Raw genomic sequence first — 19,134 nt, 5'->3', positions numbered from 1 at the left:
CATGACGCAAGCCGCATGGCGGGCCGAAGGAGCGAACGGATGGCGGAGAGTGTCGAGAAACTCGAGGACGGGATCGTCCGTTCGGCCGAGCAGGTGTCGGGCCAGATTCGCGCAGCGAAAGAGGCGATCGCGTCCGTCATCTTCGGCCAGGATCGCGTGATCGAGAACACGCTGGTCACCATCCTCTCCGGCGGCCATGCACTGCTGATCGGCGTCCCCGGCCTTGCCAAGACCAAGCTGGTCGAGACGCTCGGCGTCACGCTCGGTCTCGATGCCAAGCGCATCCAGTTCACGCCGGACCTGATGCCGTCGGACATTCTCGGCGCCGAGGTGCTCGACGAGAGCACCGCGGGCAAGCGCGCTTTCCGCTTCATTTCAGGCCCGGTGTTCGCGCAGCTCCTGATGGCCGACGAGATCAACCGCGCCAGCCCGCGGACGCAGTCGGCGCTGCTGCAGGCGATGCAGGAGCAGCACATCACCGTCGCCGGCGCGCGCCACGATCTGCCGAAGCCCTTCCACGTGCTCGCGACGCAGAACCCGCTGGAGCAGGAAGGCACCTATCCGCTGCCGGAAGCGCAGCTCGACCGCTTCCTGATGGAGATCGACGTCGACTATCCCGATCGCGACGCCGAGCGCCGCATCCTGTTCGAGACCACCGGCGCAGAGGAAACGCTCGCGAGGGGAGCGATGAGTGCGGATGCGCTGATCGCCGCGCAGCGGCTGATCCGGCGCCTGCCGGTCGGCGATTCCGTGGTGGAGGCGATCCTGTCGCTGGTGCGCTCGGCCCGTCCCGGTCCGGACGCCGGCGAAGCCGGCAAGTTCATCGCCTGGGGTCCCGGCCCGCGCGCCAGCCAATCGCTGATGCTGGCGGTGCGCGCGCGTGCGCTGATCGACGGACGCCTCGCGCCCTCGGTCGACGACGTGCTCGACCTCGCCGAGCCCGTGCTGAAGCACCGCATGGCGCTGACGTTCCAGGCGCGCGCCGAAGGCCGCACGATTCCGGACGTGATCCGGCAATTGAAGACACGGATCGGTTGATGGCAGCGGAGAACGGGCACGCGGCGAAGGAGGTCATTGCGATCCGACGTGCCGACGGCGAAAGCCGCACGCTCGCAGCTTCCTTGCCGCGTCTCGTGCTCGAAGCCCGCCGTATCGCCGCCAACGTCATCCACGGCCTGCATGGTCGGCGCCGCGCCGGTTCCGGCGAGAATTTCTGGCAATATCGCCGCTTCGTCTCCGGCGAGCCGGCGCAGAACGTCGACTGGCGCCGCTCGGCGCGTGACGATCTCCTGTACGTCCGCGAGCTCGAATGGGAGGCCTCGCACACGGTCTGGATCTGGCCGGACCGTTCGCCCTCGATGGCGTTCGCCTCGAAGACCGCGCGGGAGTCCAAGCTCGAGCGCACGCTGATCGTCGCCTTCGCACTGGCAGAGCTGCTCGTCGCGGGCGGCGAGCGCGTCGGGATTCCCGGGCTGATGGCGCCGACGGCGAGCCGCAGCGTCATCGACAAGATGGCGCAGACGATGCTGCATGACGATGCCGATCGTCTCAGCCTGCCGCCGTCCTTCGTGCCCGCGGCGCTTGCCGAGACGATCGTGCTGTCGGATTTCTGGTCGCCGATCTCCGAGATCAGGGCCACGCTCGCAGGGCTCTCCGGCTCGGGCGCGCATGGCACGCTGGTGCAGATCGTCGATCCCGCCGAAGAATCGTTCCCCTATTCCGGCCGCGTCGAGTTCGTCGAGCCCGAGGGGTTCGGCGTGATCACCGCCGGCCGCGCCGAGAGCTGGGCGCAGGATTACACCGCGCGCCTCGCCCTGCACCGCGATCAGATCCGCGCCGAGACCAGCAAGCTCGACTGGCTGTTCACGACGCACGCCACCGATCGCTCTGCCGCCGAGCTGCTTCTGTTCCTGCATGCCGGCATGCAGGTGAGCAAGTCGGGCGCCCGCACCACGACCATCAAGGCGGGGCCGGCCGCATGATGGGACTACCGCTCGCATTCACCCAACCGCTGCTCCTGATCGGGCTGATCAGCCTTCCGGTGCTGTGGTGGCTGCTGCGCGTGATGCCGCCGCGACCGCGCCGCATCGAGTTTCCGCCGACCCGCCTGTTGTTCGACATTGCGCCGAGGGAAGAGACGCCCTCGCGGACGCCATGGTGGCTGACCGCATTGCGCCTCCTGGCTGCGGCGCTCGTCATCTTCGCGGCCGCCGGTCCGATCTGGAATCCGCAATCAGGCCTCGCCGCCAGCAAGGCGCCGCTGATGATCATGTTCGACGACGGCTGGAGCGCCGCATCGCACTGGGATGTCAGGATCAGGGCCGCCGACGAGCTGGTCGCCAACGCCGACACCGACCGCCGCGCCATCGCGCTGGTGCCGCTGTCCGAGCCGAACCGCGACATCACCCTGATGCCGGCGGGCGCCGCGCGCGTCGCGCTGCGCCAGCTCGCGCCAAAGCCCTATTCGATCGACCGCGTCGAGACGCTGACTGCAATCGACCGCTTCCTGAAAGCCACTGGCGATTGCGAGATCGCATGGCTCTCCGATGGCATCGACACCGGCCGCGGCGGGGATTTCGTGCAGGGCCTCGGCAAGACCATCGGCGATCGCAGCCTGACCGTGTTCGAAGGCGGCACCTCCTCGCCGCTGGCGCTCGTTGCGGCCGAGAATGCCGCCGCCAGGATGACGGTGAAGGTGCTGCGTACCGACAGCGGCATCGCCGTCGGCACCGTGCGCGCGCTGGACCAGAAGGCCTCGCCGATCGGCGAAGCGCGTTATACGTTCGGCCCGCAGGACAAGGAGACCGACGCTTCGTTCGACCTGCCGGTCGAGCTGCGCAACGACATCACGCGGCTCGAGATATCGGGCGAGCGCTCCGCCGGCGCGGTGCAGCTGCTCGACAAGCGCTGGCGCCGCCGCGCCATCGGCGTCGTCTCGGGCACGACAAGCGAGACCGCTCAGCCGCTGCTGGCGCCGACCTTCTACCTCGCCCGCGCGCTGGCGCCATTCGCCGACGTCAGGCTCGCCGACAAGGGTTCGCCGCAGCAGGGCATTACACAATTTCTGGACCAGAAGCTGCCGATGATCATCCTTGCCGATGTCGGCACCATCGCCCCCGAGCTGCGCGAGCGCCTCAATGCCTGGATCGACCAGGGCGGCGTGCTGGTGCGGTTCGCAGGGCCCCGGCTGGCTCAGGCCGAGGACGATCTCGTGCCGGTCAAGCTGCGCAAGGGCGGCCGCACGCTCGGCGGCAGCCTGACCTGGGAGAAGCCGCAGCATCTGGCCTCGTTCGCCGCCGACGGTCCGTTTGCCGGCGTCGTCGTCCCCAAGGACATCACCGTAAGCCGCCAGGTGCTGGCCGAGCCCGACGCCGTGCTCGCCACCAAGAGCTGGGCCTCGCTGGAAGACGGCACGCCGCTGGTGACCGGCGAGCATCGCGGCAAGGGACTGGTCAGCCTGTTCCACGTCAGCGCCGACATGCGCTGGTCGGATTTGCCGATGTCGGGCACCTTCGTCGAAATGCTGCGGCGGGTCGTCGACATGTCCGGCTACACGTCCAAGCCCGGCGCCGGGGTTGCCAGCGAAGCGACCACTGAAACGGTGGCGCCGCTGCACATTCTCGACGGGTTTGGCGCCTTCGGCCCGCCCCCGGCAACCGCAAAGCCATTGCCCGCGGACTATCGCGACCGCGCCACCCCCGATCATCCGCCGGGCTTCTACGGCCCGGCCGAAGGACCGCTCGCCGTGAACACGCTTGCCAGCGCCGACCGCATCGCGGCCCTCAACACCGCGAGCCTGCGCGCCCGGCACGCCACCTACACCAATGCCGAGCCGCGCGACTTGCGCGGCTGGCTGCTGTCGACGGCGCTCGCACTGTTTCTGATCGACGCCATCATCGTCGCGGTGCTCGGCGGCGGGATCGCCGCGCTGCTGCGCCGCCGCGCCGCGCCTGCGATGATCGTGCTCGGGCTCGTGCTCGCGGGCCTTCCGGCGCTCGCGCCCGCGCCGGCGCGCGCCGATGGCGCGTCCGACGAGTTCGCGATGAAGGCGGTATCGCAGACCCGCCTCGCCTATGTCGTCACGGGCAATGCCGACGTCGATTCCATCGTCAAAGCGGGGATGAACGGGTTGACGCTGTTCCTGGCCCAGCGCACCGCGCTCGAGGCCGGGGATCCCGTCGGAATCGATCCCGCGCGCGACGAACTCGCCTTCTTCCCGCTGATCTACTGGCCGATCGTGCCCGGCGCGCCGAAGCCGCCGCAGGCCGCCATCAACAAGATCGACGCCTACATGAAGCAGGGCGGCACCGTGCTGTTCGACACGCGCGACGCGATCGAAGCACCGCCCGGCGCGAACGGCGCGGCCCAGACCCCGGCCATGCGGACGCTGCGCGAGATCCTGTCGTCGCTCGACGTTCCCGAGCTCGAGCCGGTGCCGCGCGAGCACGTGCTGACCAAGACCTTCTATCTGCTGCGCGACTTTCCCGGCCGCTTCGTCACCGGCCAGACCTGGGTCGAGACCCTGCCGCGCGACGAGGACGAGGACAGCGCGCAGCGGCCGGCGCGCGGCGGCGACGGCGTCTCGCCGATCATCATCACCTCGAACGACCTTGCCGGCGCCTGGGCTGTGCGGCCCGACGGCCAGGCCATGCTGCCGGTGACCGGCGGCGACACCCGCCAGCGCGAATTCGCCTACCGCGCCGGCGCCAACATCGTGATGTACACGCTGACCGGCAACTACAAGGCCGACCAGGTGCACGCACCGGCGCTGATCGAACGGCTGGGGCAATGATGCGGGTGTTGCGATTGGATGCTCGCCAACATGAAGCCGTCATGCTCGGGCTTGTCCCGGGCATCCATGTTCCTCGTGCCGTGTGGCAAGGCGTGGATGGCCGGGACAAGCCCGGCCATGACGATGCCGAGAGAGTGACGCCATGAATTACGGCATTGCGTTCACGCCGCTTGTCCCCACGATCGTCCTCTGGATCGCGCTCGCCGCGATCGTCGTCGTCGCGCTCGTGCTGCTGTTCGCGCGCGCACGCGGCGCCGCCGTGCGCGTCGCCGCGCTGGCGCTGTTCCTGCTGGCGCTCTCCAACCCCTCCTTCACCCGCGAGGACCGCGATCCCCTCACCTCGGTTGCCGCCGTCGTCGTCGACAAGAGCCCGAGCCAGAATTTCGGCAACCGCAATCGTGAGGCCGCGCAGGCGCAGGAGGCGCTGGTCGACAGCCTGAAGAAGATCAAGGGCCTCGAAGTCCGCGTCGTCGACGCCGGACAGGCCGACGGCGAGACCGACGGTACCAAGCTGTTCGGCGCCCTCGCCTCGACCTTGTCGGACGTGCCGGTCGACCGCGTCGCCGGCGCCTTCCTGATCACCGACGGCCGCGTCCACGACGTTCCGGCGAACGCCGCCGCGCTCGGCTTCCAGGCGCCGGTGCACGCGCTGATCACCGGGCAGAAGGACGAGCGCGATCGCCGCATCGCGATCACGGCGGCGCCGCGCTTCGGCATCGTCGGACAGACCCAGACCATCAGCTACCGCCTCGACGACCAGGGCGTCACCGGCGAGCGCGCCCGGGTCACGGTCCGCAGGGATGGCGAAGTCATCAACGAGCGCACGCTGTCGAGCGGCCAGGCCGCGAGCGTGGACGTCGACATCAAGCATGCCGGGCCGAACATCGTCGAAATCGAAGCCTCGCCGCTCGAACGCGAATTGACTCCGGTGAACAACCGCGCCGTCGTCGCCATCGACGGCGTGCGCGACAAGCTGCGGGTGCTGCTGGTCTCGGGCGAGCCGCATTCGGGCGAGCGCACCTGGCGCAATCTGCTCAAGTCCGACGCCAGCGTCGACCTCGTGCATTTCACCATTCTGCGTCCGCCGGAGAAGCAGGACGGCACGCCGATCAACGAATTGTCGCTGATCGCGTTTCCGACCCGGGAGCTGTTCCAGCAGAAGATCAACGAATTCCAGTTGATCATCTTCGACCGCTACGCCCGTCAGGGCGTGCTGCCGATCGCCTATTTCGACAACATCGCGCGCTATGTGCGCGGCGGCGGCGCCGTGCTGGTCTCGGCCGGTCCCGACTACGCCTCCAACACCAGCATCTGGCGCACGCCGCTGGATTCGGTGCTGCCGGCCGAACCTGTCGGCGTGACGGAAAAGCCGTTCTATGCGCATCTGTCCGACATCGGCAAACGCCACCCCGTGACCCGCGCCCTGGAGGGCTCCGGAAGCGAGCCGCCGCGCTGGAGCCGCTTCTTCAGGACGGTCGACACCCGCAATTCCGTCAACCCGCCGGTGATGACGGGGGCCGACGGCAAGCCGCTCCTTTTCCTGTCGCGCTTTGGCGAGGGCCGCGTCGCACTGCTGCTGTCCGACCACATCTGGCTGTGGGCGCGCGGCTATGAGGGCGGCGGCCCGCATCTCGATCTGCTCCGGCGGATGTCACACTGGCTGATGAAGCAGCCCGATCTCGACGAGGAGGCGCTGCGTCTGCAGGTACAGGCCAAGGACCTCGTCGTGGTGCGCCAGACCATGGCTGACAGCGTCCCGCCGGTGAAGGTCACCTCGCCATCGGGCGCGACGCACGATCTGACGCTCGCACCTGCCGATCCCGGCGAGTGGCGCGCCAGTCTTCCCGCGAGCGAGCTCGGCCTGTGGCAGGCCACCGACGGCACGCTGAAGGCGCTGATCAACGTCGGTCCGACCAACCCGAGGGAATTTTCGGAAGTCACCTCCACCACCGAGACGTTGAAGCCGCTGACCCAGGCGACCGGCGGCGACGCCGTCCGCGTGGCCAGCGGTTCAAGCGTTGAGCTGCCGCGCATCCTGCCGGTGCGCTCGGTGGGCATGTTCCATGGCGACGGCTGGATGGGCGTGCGAATGCGCGATGCCAGCGTGGTGAAAGGCGTCGGCGTGCTGCCGATCTTCGCCGGCGTGATCGGCCTTTTGCTGTTGCTCGGCGCGTTTGCCGCAACCTGGGTGCGCGAAGGGCGCTGAGGCGCGATGCCATCAGTCTTGATTGCAACGGGGCGCTTCGCCCCGACCTCCCCCGCACGCACGCCGGAGAGCTGAACCACCCCGCGGTTGCAGACTCAACCCAGCCCCATCCCGATTTAGTTGCCCGGAGGACACATCCAGCGGGCCGCCGCAGCGGCAGCCCCGACCGGCCGTTGACATCCAACGACTGGTCAGGCGATGTTACATTATAACATCGCGGCGTCCTGAGATTGGCGCCCCGGTGTGGGGGTGGCGTTTTCAGATGAAGTGGTTCCGGTCGAATATCAGGCACGGCACCCGGCTCGCGTTGTTCGCGATGCTGGTGCAGTTCGCGCTGACATTCGGCCACAGCCATTGGTTCGCCCAGGCCGCTCCCCTTGCTCAATCCTCGCTGCAGCAGACCGACGGCGCCAAGGACAGTGCCAAGGACGTCGCTGCGATCGACCGCACAGCGGTTCACAAGCAGTCGCCCTCGAGCCCCGACCGCGAGCATCCGGCCGAGGACAATTGCGCGATCTGCGCCATCATTGCGATGGCGGGCACGATCATATCGGCAACGCCGCCCGTGCTGCTGCTGCCGCAGGCGATCGAACTGCTCCACCGCACCACAGATGCCGAATTCATCCATCTGAAATCGGCCGGCACGGCATTCCAGCCCCGCGCCCCTCCCGCGTCCTGACCTCCAACGTCTGATCACGCCCAGCCTCGCCGCGCATCGGCGAATGCCTGGGAGAAGTTGAAGTCGAATTCCGTCGCGCTGCGACGGCGGGCCGCCTCCCATCATCGAACACTATGCGGACGGCCTGGCTGGAATCAGGATCATGTCATTCAAATCGCGGCGCGCGCAGCGTCTTGGCGGAGCAAGCCTGCTCCTGCTCGGTGCTGCCGCCACACCCGTTTTCGCACAAACGCCTGCGCAAGACCAATCGTCGACCGAGATCCCCGCCGTCACCGTGACGGCGCCGAGCCCGATCGTGCGCAGAGCGGCGGTGACGTCCCGCAACCCAGGCCGCGGCACGCGGACCGCGCGGGTGCGCAACCCCGCGCAAACGGCGGCGGAAGCAACGCCGGCGACGCCGGCATCCGCCGCGCCCCAACCGGGCGTGCTGCCTATTGTGACCAACCAGTTCGCGACGGTCACCGTGGTGCCGAACGAGGAGATCCGCCGCGAGGGCGGCGGTCAGCTCGGCGATCTCCTGTTCTCCAAGCCCGGCATCACCGGCTCGAGCTTTGCGCCCGGCGCCTCCAGCCGGCCGATCATCCGCGGCCTCGACGTCAACCGCGTTGGGATCATCGAGAACGGCACCAATGCCGGCGGCGTCTCCGATCTCGGCGAGGATCATTTCGTTCCAATCGATCCGCTCGCGACCAACCAGATCGAAGTGGTGCGCGGCCCCGCCGCTCTGCGCTACGGTTCGACCTCGATCGGCGGCGTCGTCAGCGCCACCAACAATCGCATTCCGGATGCGCTGCCGAACTGCGGCGCCCCGTTCCAGAGCTATGGCCTGCCGGTCAAGGCGCCGCTCGCCGGCGCCGCCTCGGCGCCTTGCGTGACGGCCGAGACGCGGACCGCGGTCAGCTCGGTCGATCGCGGCGTTGAAAGCGGCGTGCTCCTCGATACCGGCGGCGGCAATTTCGCGTTCCATGCCGACGCCTATGGCCGGACGACTTCCGACTATCACATCCCGGGCTATCCGTATCTGTTCGACCAGACGCGGCCGGTGAACGGTCGCCAGCCCAACTCGGCGACGCGCTCGTACGGTGCCTCGATCGGCGGCTCCTATTTCTTCCAGGGCGGCTATATCGGCGCGTCGATCACGCAGAACGACTCGCTCTACCACATCCCCGGTATCGAGGCTTCCGACCACAACACGCGGATCGACGCGCACCAGACCAAGATCAACGTCAAGGGCGAGTACCGCCCGGACGCTGCAGCCATCGATGCTGTCCGGTTCTGGGCCGGCGCGACCGACTACAGGCATCACGAGATCGGGCTTGGCGATCCGGCCGATCTCACCAGCGACGGTATTCAGCAGACTTTCACCAACAGGGAGCAGGAGATCCGCACCGAGGTGCAGCTGATGCCGTTCAACGCGCGCTTCGCCGAGGTGACGACGGCGCTGGGCTTCCAGGTCGGCCATCAGGAACTGAGCGCGTCGAGCCCCAACGATCCCGGTGCGCTTTTCAACGGCTTGCTGGATCCCAGCAACAGCAACCGTGTTGCCGGTTACGCCTTCAACGAGTTCAAATTCACGGAGGCGACCCGGGCGCAGATCGCCGGCCGCATCGAACATGTCGAGCTGCACGGCACGACGCCTAATTTCCCGGCGGACTATCTGCCCGACGGCACGCCCCAGGCAGCGATCGGGCGTAACCCGTCTTTCACGCCCAAGAGCGGCAGCATCGGCCTGCTGCAGGATCTGCCCGGCGGCATGGTCGGCAGCATCACCGCGCAATATGTCGAACGCGCGCCGAAGGCGGCCGAGCTGTTTTCCCGCGGCGGCCACGACGCGACGGCAACCTTCGACATCGGCAACCCGAACCTCACCATCGAGACCGCAAAATCTGTCGAAGTCGGCGTGCGCCGTGCGACGGGCCCGTTCCGCTTCGAGGCAACCGTCTACTACACGCATTTCGACAATTTCATCTATCGTCGCCTCACCGGCGTGCGGTGCGATGACGATTTCGCATCCTGCGGCGCGCCGGATGGCGAGTTGAACCAGGCGGTCTATACGCAGCGGAACGCAACCTTCCGCGGCGGCGAATTCCAGTCGCAGCTCGACGTCGGCGCGTTCCAGGGCGGCATCTGGGGCATCGAGAACCAGATCGACTTCGTCCGCGCCACCTTCTCTGACGGCACCAACGTGCCGCGGATTCCCCCGCTCAGAATGGGCGGCGGCCTGTTCTGGCGCGACGACAACTGGCTGATGCGCGTCAACCTGTTGCATGCCTTCGCCCAGAACAACGTCGCCGTGATCGCGGAGACGCCGACGGCAGGCTACAATCTATTGAAGGCCGAGGTCAGCTACAGGACCAAGCTCAACCCCAATCCATTCGGCGCGCGCGAGATGCTGGTCGGCCTTCTCGGCAACAACCTGCTCAACGAGAACATCCGCAACTCGGTGTCCTACACCAAGGACGAGGTGCTGATGCCCGGCATTGGCGTGCGGGCGTTCGCGAACTTCAAGTTCTGAGCGTGGATCAAGGCCGGGGCCCGCGGGCCCCGACCTACACCGTCATTGCGAGGAGCCCTTGCGACGAAGCAATCCAGACTGTCGTGTGGAAAGATTCTGGATTGCTTCGCTTCCGCCGTCGCTCTTCGAGCTATGGCGGACAAGCCGCTCGCGATGACGAAGTACGAGGCGGCGCTCACGCCCTCATCATGCCAACGTCGTCGCGCTATTACGCCCGCGCCTTGCTCCAGTCGGGGCCGACCGGGCCCGACACGCCCTCGAAGGCGCCGTCGACGAGCTCGAACACCAGGATACGCGCGGCGTCGACGGGGCCCGGCATGGTGACGCGGCCCTTGGGGACCGGCTTGAAGCCGACACGGCTGTAATAGGGTTCGTCGCCGACCAGCAGCACGAGACGGTGGCCCTTCGCCTTCGCGTCCTTGAGCGCGCGCTCCATCAACAGACGGCCGACACCGCGGCCGCGGAACGGCGGCTCGACCGTGAGCGGCCCGAGCAGCAGCGCGGGCGTGTCGCCGATCAGGATGGGCAGTTGCCTGACGGAGCCGACCAGCAGCGTGCCGATGCGGGCCGTGAAGGACAATTCGAGCAGATGGTCGACGTGCTCGCGAATCCGGTAGGCGCTGAGCACGAAGCGGCCGGGACCGAAGGTGCGTTCATGCAGCCGCTCGATCGACTGGGCGTCGCCGGCGGCCTCGGGAAGGATGGTCAGTGAGAGATCGGTCATGTCAATTCGCGGGATAGCACCTCAACGCAGCGCGGTCCATTGGGCAGCGACGGCGCTCAGCTCCTTTTCAAGGTCGGTTGGGACAGATAGGCCAGCATCTTCACTTCCCGCCGTCCTCGCGTCACCGTGTCGAGCACGAGTCCCGACGACACCGAGAGCAGGGCCATGATCGCCAAGCCCATCGACAGCACCGCGGTGGGCAGGCGCGGCACGAGACCGGTCTCGATGAAGGTGATCACGATCGGGATCGCGAGGGTCACCGAGGCCAGCGCCAGCAGGATTCCGATCACCGTGAAGAAGCGCAACGGCCGCTCCGAACGGTAGAGCTTCAGCATGGTGCCGAAGATACGAAACCCGTCGCGCCAGGTGTTGAGCTTGGAGAACGAGCCTTCCGGGCGCGCGTAATAGGGAGTCTCGATCTCGGCGACCGGCAGCGACAATTCCAGCGCGTAGACCGCAAGCTCCGTCTCGATCTCGAAGCCGTCGGAGAGGACCGGGAAGGATTTGACGAAGCGGCGCGAGAACACGCGGTAGCCGGACAGGATGTCCTTGAACGTGTGACCGAAGGTCGACGCCAGGAAGCCGGTCAGCATACGGTTGCCGGTACGGTGGCCGAGCCGGTAGGCGGCCTGGTCCTGATCGACGCGAAGGCCGACCACCATGTCGAGCTGATCATCGAGCAGCCTGTCGATCATGCGCGGCGCGCTCGGCGCATCGTAGGTGGCATCGCCGTCGACCAGCACATAGACGTCGGCCTCGACGTCGGCGAACATGCGGCGCACGACGTGGCCCTTGCCCTGCCGCCGCTCGCTGCGCACGATTGCGCCAGCTTCGCGCGCGGCTGCCGCGGTACGGTCGCGCGAATTGTTGTCGTAGACATAGATCTCGGCCGAAGGGAGCGCCTTGCGGAAGTCGGCAACGACGGTCGCGACCGCCGCTTCCTCATTGTAGCATGGCACCAGCACCGCGATGCGAAGTTGCGTTGAGGTCATCGCGAGGGCACCCCGAGGCTTGCCGGCTCGCGCGCGAGCAGCGCGGCCTGCCGCGCCTGCTCGGGCTGCATCAGCCAGGCGAACGAGACGCTCCACAGCGACAGCATCGCGATCGGCACGATGTAATAGGGTGTGAAGATCGGATGGCTCAGGAAGAAGACGAGGTTGACGACGAGATTACCGGCGACGACGAGCGCGACCTGCCGCACGCTCCCCTCGCCCACCCGCAAGAACCAGGCCGTAGAGCCGATCGCCAGCACGATCAGCGCGGACTGCGTGTCGCGTAGATACTGGCCGAGGACGGCAAGATCGAAGGCCGGCGCGACCGCGTCGACGCTGCCATAGGTGGTGGCCAGGGGGCTGCCGGCGTTGACGGCCTGGGCAAGCAATGTCGGCGTCATACCGACGAGGGCACCAACACCGAAGCCGAGCCCCTGCATGAAATCCGCGACCGTCCGCGATCGCAGGAACGCAACGGCCAGGAACAGGCAATAACCAGCCAGCAGCAGCGCGTTCGGCAGCCTGAAACTGACGGAGGCTCCCAGCAGAAGGCCGATCAGCGCGAGCAGCAGCAGACTGCGCTTCTGCCTCGTCAGCCACAGCGCGGTCAGAAATCCCGCGACGGCACACACCGCCATGGTCGGCGCGATCGAATAGCTCGCCTTCGCCGGGTTGATCATGAGATAGATTGCCAGAGCGCCGAACAGGCCCGCGCCCACTATCGAAGGCAGCGTGCGCGCCAAGAAGATGCCCGATAGCGCGAGGCCGCAGACGATCAGGCTCGCGGCAATGTAGAGCGGCACCACCTGATTGCCTTCCGGAAACAGCGCCAGCAGGAATCCCGTGCCGGGCGGATATTGAATCACGATCTTGCCGCCCGGCATCGGATTGTGGCACGGCCAGCGCGTCGGATCCTGCCACTCGGCGTACGAAATTTCCTTCCACTTGCCTTTGGCATAATCATCGTAATCAAACGCGGCGTTGGTGTTGAGCCCACCGATGCCGAGGCGCTGGAATAGATGCGCCTGCCGGAGATAGCAGATGTCGTCATAGACGCCGCGCGCCTCGCTCCAGCGCGACATCGTGACGATGTTGCTGGCAAGGATCGCAAGGCAGATCAGGCCGAAGGCGAGTTTGGCAATCTTCATCCGGGGTCCGCGGAATCCGTAGGATCCGGTTACTAGCACAAGCCGCCGTCAGCGCCACGTCGCAATCGGAGCTTGTCCGCCCACGACTTCCGCGATCCGCAGCCGCGTCCCGGGCGTGGTCCCCTCCGGCAGCGCCGTGACTGCGAAAAATCCGCACTCGACGATCTCGCGATTGGGCTCGGGCAGGCGGTCCTGGCTGAACTGCCTGACCACGTAAACCGCGACGTGGTCGCGGCGGGAGACGTGGCTGTTGAGGAAGATGCCGTGCAGCACGGCATCTCCGACCAGATCAATGTCGCCCTCCTCCTTGAGCTCGCGGCGCAGCGCCTCTTCCATGGTCTCGCCGAAATCGACGCCGCCGCCGGGCAGGTACCAGCCGCTGACGTAGCTGTGCTTGACCAGGAACACCCGATTCTCATGATCCAGCACCACGGCGCGGACTCCGAGCGTCATGGCGCGGACGACCAGGAAATAGGCGTGGAAGATTCGCCGCAGCAACGGCTCGAACTTCCTGCGAACGCTGTTCAGACGATCTTCCATCAGGCTTCCTCGAGGCCGTTGTCCCGGGCCCCGCTTGCACGTTGCCTGCGACCTTGCCATTACAGTGGAGCAATAGCGAGGCAATCGCGCGCCATGGCCCCTTTCACGCTCGCCCATCTGTCCGATCCGCATCTGCCGCCCTTGCCGAAGCCGCAGCTGATCGAGCTCGCGGGCAAGCGCGTGCTCGGCTATGTCAACTGGACGCGCAACCGCCACAAGTACCAGCGCCGCGAGGTGCTCGACGCGCTGGTGGCCGACATGAAGGCGCAGGTGCCCGACCACATCGCGGTGACCGGCGATCTCGTCAACCTGGCGCTGGAAGCCGAGTTCGCTCCTGCCCGCGCCTGGCTCGAGGGCGTCGGCCCGCCCGACCGCGTCACCACAATTCCCGGCAATCACGACGCCTATGTTCGCGCCACCTCGCATCGCTTCGGCGAGACGTTTGCCCCCTATCTTGCGGACGATGACGGCAAGATCGGCTTTCCGTCCGTGCGCCGGCGCGGGCCGCTCGCGCTGATCAGCCTGTCGACGGCGGTCCCGACCATGCCGCTGATGGCGACGGGCACGCTCGGCCGCGATCAGCTCGCCTCGCTCGCAGCAGTGCTCGAACGGCTCGCGACCGAGGACGTCTTCCGCGTGCTGCTGGTGCACCATCCGCTGAAGTCCGGTGCGCGGCAGAAACGGATGACAGATTCGGCCGCGCTGCTGGCCCTGCTCAAGCGCCACGGCGTCGAGCTGATCCTGCACGGGCACGACCACATTCATTCGACGATGTGGTTCGAGGGGCCGAACGGCAAGATTCCCGCGCTTGGCGTGCCCTCAGCCTCCGCGCTCGCGCATGGGCGCTACCCCGCGGCGGCGTATAATCTGTTCACGATCGAGAAGGACAATGCCGGCTGGCGGTGCGAGCAGACGGTGCGGAGCCTGAGAGCGGGATTGCAGATTGGGCAGATCAAGCATGTGAGGTTGATTTAGCCCCGCTGTCATTCCGGGGCATGCGAAGCATGAACCCGGAATCCATCGAGCCGCACTACGTGCTGATGAATGGATTTCGGGTTCGCGCTTCGCGCGCCCCGGAATGACGATGGAGAGAGCCTCACCAGCTCCGCAAGGCGGCCACCACGGCGACGCCAAACAACGCGGCAGCGCCGAGAATGAAGCCGAACACGAACGGCCACACGCGCGAGCGTCGCCGCGGGGGCGCGACCTCGGGTTTCGGTTCGGGCGGGACCACCATCGCATGCTCGCGCTCGACCATGCGGCGCGCGACGTAGTCGGTGACGGCCTCGACGATCACGATGGTGTCGTGTGATTCGGCGAGCACGATGCGGCCGAAGCGGGTGTCCTGGACGAAGCGGTACATCCTCTTGTCGCGCCCCATCACGATGTGCGCGACGACGTCGATCCACAGTCTCGGCGTATCGCCCTGGCTGATGCCGCGGTCGAACAGGTCGATCTTGTCAGGCACCTGCGCGAACAGCGGATCGAGGGCGTCGTTGAGGATCTCGAGTCGCGCGACCTCGGCGTCCCTGAGATCGACCACCACGCCGGTCCGGTCGGCGGCCTCGATCCGCGCTCGCAGCAGCGCATCGCGCAGCCGCACCGGGCGCGGCTGGCCGGGATGGATCCCGCTGGTCTCGGGCTCTGACATTGTCGGCCTCGTCCTCGACTTTCCTCCGTTAACCTATCAGCAACCAATACGCCCGCAAAGGGCCCACAATTCCAGAGGCTTACGGCGCCCACAGGCCATTCACCTGTGCCAAAAACAGACGATCCCACCCGGCTTGCGCCGGATGGGACCCTCCGTCCTTGGACGTCTTCTTAGATCTTCAGGCAGCCGTCAGGCCGAGACCCGCGACGGCTCTTCCACGATCGAGAAACGGACGCCGGCCTTATGGCGGTTCTCTTCCGAGACCGTGCGCCAGGCGTCCTCGGCCTCCTTGCGGGTCTTGAACGGACCCTGCACCTGGGCCGAGCCTTCCACCAGCTTGTGGAAGTTCATCGAGCCGAACTCGCCGCCGATCACCCAGAAATTGCTGCCTTTGGTCATTGTCAGTCTCCTGTTTCGGTGCGTGCTGCGTTAGCCGAACTGGTTCATCGTGTTGTGGGCGCCGCCCGCCTTCAGGGCAGCCTCGCCGGCGAAGTACTCCTTGTGGTCGTCACCGATGTCGGAACCGGCCATGTTCTGGTGCTTCACGCAGGCGATGCCCTGACGGATCTCGGCGCGCTGGACGTTCTTGACGTAGCCCAGCATGCCCTGCTCGCCGAAATACTCACGGGCGAGGTTGTCGGTCGAGAGCGCTGCCGTGTGATAGGTCGGCAACGTGATCAGATGGTGGAAGATGCCGGCACGCTTGGCCGAATCCGCCTGGAAGGTGCGGATGCGCTCGTCGGCTTCCTTGGCCAGCGGCGTATCGTCGTACTCCGCCTTCATCAGCTCGGCACGGTTGTACTTGCTGACGTCCTTGCCTGCTTCCTTCATCGCGTCGTAGACCTGCCAACGGAAGTTGAGGGTCCAGTTGAACGACGGCGAATTGTTGTAGGCCAGCTTCGCGTTCGGGACGACCTTGCGGATCCGATCGACCATCTTGGCGATCTGCTCGATATGCGGCTTCTCGGTCTCGATCCAGAGCAGGTCGGCGCCGTTCTGCAGCGAGGTGATGCAGTCCAGCACGCAGCGGTCTTCGCCGGTGCCGGGGCGGAACTGATAGAGGTTCGAAGGCAGCCGCTTCGGACGCATCATCTTGCCGTTGCGATTGATGATGACGTCGCCGTTGCGGGCGTTCTCCGCCGTCACTTCCTCGCAATCCAGGAAGCTGTTGTACTGGTCGCCGATATCGCCGGGCTTGTGGCTGACGGCGATCTGCTGCGTCAGGCCGGCGCCGAGCGAATCAGTGCGGGTCACGACGATGCCGTCTTCGACGCCGAGCTCCAGGAAGGCGTGGCGGCAGGCACGGATCTTGGCGAGGAAGACGTCATGCGGCACGGTGACTTTGCCGTCCTGGTGGCCGCACTGCTTCTCGTCCGAGACCTGATTCTCGATCTGGAGCGCGCAGGCGCCCGCTTCGATCATCTTCTTGGCGAGCAGATAGGTCGCCTCGGCATTGCCGAAGCCGGCGTCGATGTCGGCGATGACAGGCACGACGTGGGTCTGGAAGTTGTCGATCTTCGCAATCAGCTCCTTCTCGCGGGTCTGGTCGCCTTCCTTGCGCGCCTTGTCGAGAAGACGGAAGATGTCGTTGAGCTCACGCGAATCCGCCTGACGCAGGAACGTGTAGAGCTCCTCGATCAGTGCCGGCACCGAGGTCTTCTCGTGCATGGACTGGTCGGGCAGCGGGCCGAACTCGGAGCGCAGCGCCGCGATCATCCAGCCCGAGAGGTACAGATAGGTGCGATCGGTTCTGCCGCCGAAGTGCTTCTTGACCGAGATCAGCTTCTGCTGGGCGATGAAGCCGTGCCAGCAGCCCAGCGACTGGGTGTACTTGGTCGGATCGTTGTCATAGGCGGCCATGTCGGCCCGCATCAGCGCCGCGGTGTAGCGGGCAACGTCGAGACCGGTCTTAAAGCGGTTCTGCAGGCGCATGCGTGCGACGGCCTCGGCCGACACGCCGTTCCAGGTCGGCTGGGTCTCGAGGAGCGCCCGGGCCGCCTTGACTTCGTCCTGATACGAACCCGGGCCCTGAAGGGTGCTGATGCCGCGCGGCTGGTAGTTCATGTGCCTGATCCTTTCGCTGACGATGGCTGGCTTGCCATCGACATTCTTGACAGTGCATTGCGAGATGCGTGTCAGGAGCTAAACGCGAAAACAGAAACTTCGTATAGATGGCTTGTTTTTTATTGGTGATGTCATGTAACATCAGAACATGTAATAGATGTTATTTTGTAAATCTTGTAACATATAGGTCAGCAAAACTGCCCTTTTTGCGGTCCCGGGAGATCTGAGAATGCCCGCCAATTCCGGCAAGAAACTCTTCGTCGGCCCGCGGTTCCGGAGGATCCGGCAGCAATTGGGGCTGTCGCAAACCCAGATCGCCGAGGGACTCGGGATCTCGCCGAGCTATGTCAACCTGATCGAGCGCAACCAGCGCCCGGTGACGGCGCAGATCCTGCTGCGGCTGGCCGAGACCTACGACCTCGATTTGCGCGATCTGGCCACCGCTGACGAGGACCGTTTCTTCGCCGAGCTCAACGAGATCTTCTCCGATCCGCTGTTCCGCCAGATCGACGTTCCCAAGCAGGAGCTGCGCGACCTCGCCGAGCTCTGCCCCGGCGTCACCCATGCCCTGCAGCGGCTCTACGCCGCTTACGCCGAGGCCCGCCAGGGCGAGACGCTGGCCGCCGCCCAGATGGCCGACCGCGATGTCGGCACCCGCTATGAGGCCAATCCGGTCGAGCGCGTGCGCGAGCTGATCGAGGCCAACCGCAACTACTTCCCGGAACTCGAACAGGCCGCGGAGAATCTTCGCGACGAGTTGAACGTGCCGGCCGAGGGACTCTATGCAGCGCTCGCGGCGCGGCTGCGTGAAAAGCATTCGATCCAGACCCGCGTCATGCCTGTCGACGTGATGCGCGAGACGCTCCGGCGGTTCGATCGTCATCGCCGCCAGTTGCTGATCTCCGAGCTGGTCGATCCGCCCGGCCGCGCCTTCCAGCTCGCCTTCCAGCTTGGCTTAGGGGAATGCGCGCAAGCCCTGGAGACCATCATCGGCCGCGCCGGCCCGCTCGACGACGCGCCGCGCCGCCTGTTCCGCATCACGCTCGGCAACTACTTTGCCGCCGCCGTGATGATGCCCTATCCGGCATTCTTGGCCGCGGCCGAAGCCCTGAATTACGACATCCACGTGCTGGCGCAGCGCTTCAATTCCGGCTTCGAGCAGGTCTGCCACCGCCTCACCACCCTGCAGCGGCCGAACGCGCGCGGCATTCCGTTCTTCCTCTTGCGCGTCGACAATGCCGGCAACGTCTCCAAGCGCTTCTCGTCCGGCACCTTCCCGTTCTCGAAGTTCGGCGGCACCTGTCCGCTGTGGAACGTGCACTCGACCTTCGACACGCCGGATCGCCTGCTCAAGCAGGTGATCGAGCTGTCCGACGGCACGCGTTATTTCTCGATCGCGCAGATGGTGCGCCGTCCCGTCGCGCCGCACCCGCTGCCGCAACCGCGCTTCGCCATCGGCCTCGGCTGCGAGATCCGTCACGCCGCGCGGCTGACCTATGCCGCCGGCATGGACCTCGAGAAAACCGAGGGCACGCCGATCGGCGTCAATTGCCGCCTGTGCGAGCGCGAAAACTGCGCCCAGCGCGCCGAGCCGCCGATTACGCGCACGCTTATCCTGGACGAGACGACGCGGCGGGTGTCGAGCTTCGCGTTCTCGAATGCGCGGGAATTGTGAGGTTTGACGGAAGGCACATACCGCTCATTCCGCTGTCATGCTCCGCAAAAGCGGGGCATCCAGTACGCCGCGGCCTATCGGCCCCATCACTGCCGCCACGGAGTACTGGATCGCCCGGTCAAGCCGGGCGATCACAGTTGAATGCGTG

General features: G+C 66.4%; 15 protein-coding genes. 8 read left to right on the top strand and 7 right to left on the bottom strand.

All coding sequences use genetic code 11. The features are described 5' to 3' along the window. The first annotated feature begins 39 nt into the window (after positions 1–39). The 6 genes from RX330_RS09270 to RX330_RS09245 all read left to right on the top strand — a co-directional run bounded on the left by RX330_RS09270 (position 40) and on the right by RX330_RS09245 (position 10,192). Positions 40–1,038, top strand: coding sequence for an AAA family ATPase (locus RX330_RS09270; RefSeq protein WP_317242798.1), 999 nt, complete (start codon positions 40–42; stop codon positions 1,036–1,038). Continuing rightward, a complete protein-coding gene (locus tag RX330_RS09265; protein WP_212089237.1) occupies positions 1,038–1,982 on the top strand; it encodes a DUF58 domain-containing protein in 945 nt (314 codons plus the stop codon). The genes RX330_RS09270 and RX330_RS09265 overlap by 1 nt, the downstream gene beginning before the upstream one ends. After that, a complete protein-coding gene (locus RX330_RS09260) occupies positions 1,979–4,792 on the top strand; it encodes a DUF4159 domain-containing protein (protein ID WP_317242797.1) in 2,814 nt (937 codons plus the stop codon). Before RX330_RS09265 ends, RX330_RS09260 begins: the two co-directional genes overlap by 4 nt. 142 nt (positions 4,793–4,934) lie before the next feature. Next, positions 4,935–6,998: a hypothetical protein gene (locus tag RX330_RS09255; RefSeq protein ID WP_212089233.1), complete on the top strand. Its 2,064-nt coding sequence runs from the start codon at positions 4,935–4,937 to the stop codon at positions 6,996–6,998. 262 nt (positions 6,999–7,260) lie between these two features. Further along, a complete protein-coding gene (locus RX330_RS09250; protein ID WP_317242796.1) occupies positions 7,261–7,677 on the top strand; it encodes a DUF2946 domain-containing protein in 417 nt (138 codons plus the stop codon). A 142-nt stretch (positions 7,678–7,819) separates the two neighbouring features. Next, a complete protein-coding gene (locus RX330_RS09245) occupies positions 7,820–10,192 on the top strand; it encodes a TonB-dependent receptor (RefSeq protein WP_317242795.1) in 2,373 nt (790 codons plus the stop codon). A gap of 208 nt (positions 10,193–10,400) precedes the next feature. On the opposite strand, the gene RX330_RS09240 is transcribed toward RX330_RS09245, so the two are convergent. From RX330_RS09240 to RX330_RS09225, 4 genes are read right to left on the bottom strand one after another with little or no spacing between them, the layout of a single operon-like run. Continuing rightward, positions 10,401–10,916: a GNAT family N-acetyltransferase gene (locus RX330_RS09240; RefSeq protein WP_317242794.1), complete on the bottom strand. Its 516-nt coding sequence runs from the start codon at positions 10,914–10,916 to the stop codon at positions 10,401–10,403. Between the two features lie 56 nt (positions 10,917–10,972). Beyond that, positions 10,973–11,908: a glycosyltransferase family 2 protein gene (locus RX330_RS09235; protein ID WP_317242793.1), complete on the bottom strand. Its 936-nt coding sequence runs from the start codon at positions 11,906–11,908 to the stop codon at positions 10,973–10,975. Then, complete coding sequence (locus RX330_RS09230; RefSeq protein WP_212089222.1) at positions 11,905–13,056, bottom strand: hypothetical protein; 1,152 nt, start codon at positions 13,054–13,056, stop codon at positions 11,905–11,907. Before RX330_RS09230 ends, RX330_RS09235 begins: the two co-directional genes overlap by 4 nt. A 48-nt stretch (positions 13,057–13,104) precedes the next feature. Further along, positions 13,105–13,596: an NUDIX domain-containing protein gene (locus RX330_RS09225; protein WP_212089220.1), complete on the bottom strand. Its 492-nt coding sequence runs from the start codon at positions 13,594–13,596 to the stop codon at positions 13,105–13,107. Positions 13,597–13,689: 93 nt separating this feature from the next. Between RX330_RS09225 and RX330_RS09220 the strand changes: the two genes are divergently transcribed. Beyond that, positions 13,690–14,571 carry a metallophosphoesterase family protein gene (locus tag RX330_RS09220; protein ID WP_317242792.1) on the top strand — a complete coding sequence of 294 codons (882 nt, stop codon included), beginning with the start codon at positions 13,690–13,692 and terminating at the stop codon, positions 14,569–14,571. A 121-nt stretch (positions 14,572–14,692) separates the two neighbouring features. Here RX330_RS09220 and RX330_RS09215 read toward each other — a convergent pair whose 3' ends face one another. The 3 genes from RX330_RS09215 to RX330_RS09205 form a co-directional block, all read right to left on the bottom strand. Next, positions 14,693–15,247, bottom strand: a complete 555-nt coding sequence (locus RX330_RS09215) for a hypothetical protein (protein WP_212089216.1) — start codon at positions 15,245–15,247, stop codon at positions 14,693–14,695. 189 nt (positions 15,248–15,436) lie between these two features. Then, positions 15,437–15,646, bottom strand: a complete 210-nt coding sequence (locus tag RX330_RS09210) for a hypothetical protein (RefSeq protein WP_018323282.1) — start codon at positions 15,644–15,646, stop codon at positions 15,437–15,439. 30 nt (positions 15,647–15,676) lie between these two features. Next, on the bottom strand, positions 15,677–17,311 hold the full coding sequence (locus tag RX330_RS09205; RefSeq protein WP_212089214.1) for an isocitrate lyase: 1,635 nt from the start codon (positions 17,309–17,311) through the stop codon (positions 15,677–15,679). Between the two features lie 229 nt (positions 17,312–17,540). Between RX330_RS09205 and RX330_RS09200 the strand changes: the two genes are divergently transcribed. After that, positions 17,541–18,986 carry a short-chain fatty acyl-CoA regulator family protein gene (locus RX330_RS09200; protein ID WP_212089212.1) on the top strand — a complete coding sequence of 482 codons (1,446 nt, stop codon included), beginning with the start codon at positions 17,541–17,543 and terminating at the stop codon, positions 18,984–18,986. Positions 18,987–19,134 lie beyond the last annotated feature (148 nt).

It is taken from the genome of Bradyrhizobium sp. NDS-1, assembly GCF_032918005.1.
GTDB lineage: Bacteria > Pseudomonadota > Alphaproteobacteria > Rhizobiales > Xanthobacteraceae > Bradyrhizobium > Bradyrhizobium tunisiense.
This window is presented reverse-complemented; position numbering and strand designations above follow the sequence as displayed.